Source organism: Flammeovirga aprica JL-4 (genome assembly GCF_012844305.1).
Taxonomy (GTDB): domain Bacteria; phylum Bacteroidota; class Bacteroidia; order Cytophagales; family Flammeovirgaceae; genus Flammeovirga; species Flammeovirga aprica.
Map to the genome: position 1 here is coordinate 1 of NZ_JABANE010000243.1, position 2702 is coordinate 2702.

Here is a 2702-nt window from a genome sequence, read left to right on the forward strand (position 1 = left end):
TAGATATGTCAAACAATCTAATCTAGCTTTGTTGATTTTGATCTGTGAATTTATTTTTTCAAACAATTTCGTATATTCGTGTTGACTCTCCATAATTGATAAATTTTGTATGTCGAAATTCAAATTTAATCAATTTCATGGAGAGTCATTTTTTTGTCATATACTTAGATAAAAAATATTAAACTAAAATTACCCCTTTTCTTCTGTCCCAGTACTTATCTCATCAACTTTCGACATTTTCATCTCATACCCTCTTTTAATTTTATCATAATGCCCACCGGTAAAAACACAAGAAGAAACACACAAAGAACAGCCTCTTGAAAAGGGTTCCGCACACTTTACGGGATCAATATAAACCCTGCCTCCATTTTCATTATAATGAGGTGTTTTGTAGATCGCCTGAGCAGGACATTTTTTTATGCACTTATTACATGAATTACAGAAATCCGCAATCCATCCATGTTCATTGTTTTCAGGAAATGGAAGATTTTCAATATCCACAAACACAGCTGCCAAACGCATACAAGGACCGTATTCGGGTGAAATCAGAATTCCGTTGTTGCCTACAAAACCGAGTCCTGCGTCTTGTGCGGCAGGTACTGTATTAATATCTCCTCCAAAAGCTGGACTTGCATGGCAATTATACCCTTTCTCTCTCAGAAAATCAGCAATTTCATTTACAGCTATTCCAAGCCCATCGTACGTACGCATGATCTCATTCATATTTTCCTGCCCCGGCCCTTTCGCCATTAAGCCCTTGTTCATTTCCATAGTCAAAATAATAGCATTGTCATACAGTATTTCGAAATCTTTAAAGATATGATTGGCATTCACTTTGGTAAAACCGATGGTCGAAATCCCCAATTCATTGGCCTTGTTTTTCAGTTCCTTCAAATGTTCCTCCGTAATCTGCCTCTTCCCTAATTTTGGGTTGAAAATGATACTTTTTGCACTCTTCCTCATATTGATCATGATGGACTTGAACATATCAAACAAAGGTCCTATCATTTTCAATTTTTCAGTAATCGTACCGTACTGCATTTCTAAGATAGGAACAATAATAGGCAGTCGCGCATCAGGTCCGCTTTTGATCGTCTGATCCTCTTTCTTTATCCAAGTGGAGACACTGATAAAACTAGGCGGTCTTCTAAATATTTTATATAGTTTCATGATAACAGGTGTTTTGATTTTTAACCATTTGGTTAATATATAAAACAAAACTAGCCTGCATTTTTCTTTTTCCTTTTGACAAAAGTCAAAAAATGCAGGCTTCGAGTGAAACTACAACTTACTGATAGATGCTATTAGGTACTAGTACTTAGAAGAACATAAAGGTCCGATTTTACAGCTTCTGAGTATTTTCTTTTCCAACTATATTTTCAAACTCAGAACCATCTCCCAAATAGTCAAGACGCATCATTCTCTCCATTTCAAATTCAAGATCCCAAAGCTGTATTTTAGGTTCACCATCAGCATAATTATTAGCAAGTACCTGATAAAGCCCCCTATCATTCTTAATCAATTTAAAAAATGAAACATTTTCTAGCTCTGCATCTATAATAACATTCCCATTACATAAGTCGAATGATTTTATCGAAAGTGTTTTACCATTTTGGCTATAACAAAACACCTTTTTTTCATCCTTTATCGGAATTGTTTGATCGAAGGATGTTATATCAATTTCTTTTCCATTAATAGAAAATTCACTTTTACTCAAGTCTATATAATTATCATTACATAACAGTTTACTTTTAGAAGAGTCTGTACATGCAGTTAAATAAATAAGAATAAAAAGAATTGAAAGTTGACGTTTGATGTTACTCATAATTTTGTGGTTTAAAGCACGTTTGAAACATCTCTTCTAATAAGAAATATATTTCAAACGGCTCTTAGTTTTTATAATTTGTAATACTTATTGAATAAAATATGCAACTCCCTAGAGAAACATAATACTGACTAAATCTTAATAAATTTACCATTCTCTCCAAATACATATCGATACTTTTTCTTTCTAAAATCTATTAATGACCCCATATGACCCGGTTTACTAAAAGTAATGGTCTGTGCTATCTCATCTTTATAAACCTCACAATCTGTTACTTCTTTGAAAGACTTATCCATTACCTCGATATTAATATAATCGGTCATTTCTCCCTTTGAATTAAAAGATAAAAGAACCCAACCTTTTGGATAGTCAAAAACAGATCCTACTAGATCTTCCACCCCACTACTCGCCATTACCCCCATATAACCATTAGGGAGCATCATGGTAAAATGTAGCCTCAAAGGGTCTTTGAATAAAGAAAAGAAACGTTTTGAAACTTCATTTTCTTGGATATTATCAGTGAGTGTTTTAGAAGGATAATATTTTAAGAAATGGGCAGAATTTTTAAAGATACTATCTTCGAAAGATTCAAAATGGGGTATTTCCCTGCCAAGCTTATTCAACTTTTGATTTCCTTCAAAATAACTAAGGTCGCTTAAAAAACAGCTATTAAGGCACATCAATGTGAATATGCATGATATTGTAATTCGTAATTTTTTCATAGTTGCTTTGTTTTTATATCAATTTTAGTTTTCATTACTTCACCTCTTCAAACTTCCCTTCACCTGAGTTCCTCATTGGGACACCCTAAAATTAAATAGTTGAGCCAATTCTTTCTGATCCTCATGTAGAATAAGAGTTTTTTCAATTATCATAT

Annotated in this window: 3 protein-coding genes; all 3 read right to left on the bottom strand. The window is 33.2% G+C overall.

Annotated elements, in window-relative coordinates; translation table 11 throughout:
* Positions 1-189: 189 nt before the first annotated feature.
* On the bottom strand, positions 190-1170 hold the full coding sequence (locus tag HHU12_RS33470; RefSeq protein ID WP_169661072.1) for a 4Fe-4S dicluster domain-containing protein: 981 nt from the start codon (positions 1168-1170) through the stop codon (positions 190-192).
* A gap of 172 nt (positions 1171-1342) precedes the next feature.
* Positions 1343-1825, bottom strand: coding sequence for a hypothetical protein (locus HHU12_RS33475; protein WP_169661073.1), 483 nt, complete (start codon positions 1823-1825; stop codon positions 1343-1345).
* A gap of 131 nt (positions 1826-1956) precedes the next feature.
* Complete coding sequence (locus HHU12_RS33480) at positions 1957-2547, bottom strand: hypothetical protein (protein WP_169661074.1); 591 nt, start codon at positions 2545-2547, stop codon at positions 1957-1959.
* Positions 2548-2702: the final 155 nt, after the last annotated feature.

What these genes read in the sequence shown, in the direction of transcription:
- HHU12_RS33475 (WP_169661073.1), bottom strand. Translation starts at nt 1,825, where the DNA reads ATGAGTAACATCAAACGTCAACTTTCAATTCTTTTTATTCTTATTTAT.
- HHU12_RS33470 (WP_169661072.1), bottom strand. Translation starts at nt 1,170, where the DNA reads ATGAAACTATATAAAATATTTAGAAGACCGCCTAGTTTTATCAGTGTC.
- HHU12_RS33480 (WP_169661074.1), bottom strand. Translation starts at nt 2,547, where the DNA reads ATGAAAAAATTACGAATTACAATATCATGCATATTCACATTGATGTGC.